This window comes from Teichococcus deserti (assembly GCF_001982615.1).
Taxonomy (GTDB): domain Bacteria; phylum Pseudomonadota; class Alphaproteobacteria; order Acetobacterales; family Acetobacteraceae; genus Pseudoroseomonas; species Pseudoroseomonas deserti.
Window position 1 is genome coordinate 1 of record NZ_MLCO01000258.1, and the last position, 1,298, is coordinate 1,298.

Here is a 1,298-nt window from a genome sequence, read left to right on the forward strand (position 1 = left end):
CGGCGAAGGCATCCAGCACGGCGCCCTGGGCGCAGCCGATGTCCAGCATCTCAGCCGGCTGCGGGAACAGCGGGGCGAGCTGCTGCAGAACGTAGAGAATCTTGCCCTCTTCCAGCCGGGCATAGGGCGCGCTGCCTTTCAGCGCGGCGAAGGCCTGGGGGATGCTGTCGGGATCGGCCTCGGCGCGGGCATAGCGGTCGCGTTCGGTGGACTGGCAGAAAACCTCGCGGCTGTAGACCAGGCGGCAGCCAGGGCAGCGCAGCAGGGAAAAATCCGGGCGGCTGAAGCGGTCCAGGCGTTGCGCGCCAGTGGCCGGATGGCCGCAGACCGGGCAGTCGCGCGGCTGGAAGACATCGGCGCCGCGGAGGGTGGCGAGGCTGGCCTGCTCCACCGCGGTCAGCGCGCGGTAGTGGTCGCGCATGGCGGCGCGGAAGCCCGGGACCAGGGCGGCGTCGAAGCTTTCCGGCTGCAGCATCAATGCGGGATGGCGGCCAGCGCCGCCTCCAGCCGCTCGACGACGCGGTCCTGCTCGCCATGCGGCAGGTCGCCATAGAGCGGCAGGCGCAGCAGGGTGGCGCCGGCGGCCTCGGTCACCGGCAGCGGCGCGAAGGCCTGGCCGAAGCGGCGCCCGGCGGCGGACAGGTGCAGCGGCTCGTAATGGGTGGAGGCGCCGATGCGCTCGGCGGTCAGGCGCGCCAGCACATGGTCGCGCATGGCGCGGCTGGGGAAGCGCAGGTGGTAGATATGGCCGTTATGCGCCGCCGCCTGCGGGATCTGCGGCCGGCGCAGGCCCCAATCCTCGGCCAGCGGGGCGAGCAGCGTGTCGTAGCGCCGCCAGACCGCCAGCCGCTTTTCCGTGATTTCCTCGACACGGGCGAGCTGCACCGCCAGCAGCGAGGCGGTGACCTCCGACGGCAGGAAGGAAGACCCCAGATCCTGCCAGGAATAGCGGGAGACCTCGCCGCGCTGGAAGCGCAGCCGGTCGGTGCCCTTTTCCCACAGGATCTCGGCGCGGCTGCGCAGGGCAGGATCATTGACGGTCAGGGCGCCGCCCTCGCCGCAGGTGACGTTCTTGCTGGCATGGTAGCTGAAGGCGCCGAGCGTGCCGAAGCTGCCCAGCGGCTGCCCGGCCCAGAAGGCGCCGACGGCCTGGGCGGCGTCCTCGACCAGGGCCAGGCCATGCCGGCGGCAGACCGCCTGCAGGGCCGCCATGTCGCAGCCGACGCCGGCGTAATGGACGCAGATCACCGCCCGGCTGCGCGGCGTCACCGCGGCGGCGACGTCGTCGGCATCGAGGT

2 protein-coding genes are annotated in these 1,298 nt (G+C 72.4%); both read right to left on the reverse strand.

What is annotated here, in order from left to right:
- A partial coding sequence (locus BKE38_RS22855; RefSeq protein ID WP_207553646.1) for a hypothetical protein occupies positions 1 to 475 on the reverse strand: 475 nt, incomplete at its 3' end.
- A partial coding sequence (locus BKE38_RS22860) for a DegT/DnrJ/EryC1/StrS family aminotransferase (RefSeq protein WP_076959541.1) occupies positions 475 to 1,298 on the reverse strand: 824 nt, incomplete at its 5' end. The genes BKE38_RS22855 and BKE38_RS22860, both read right to left, overlap by 1 nt.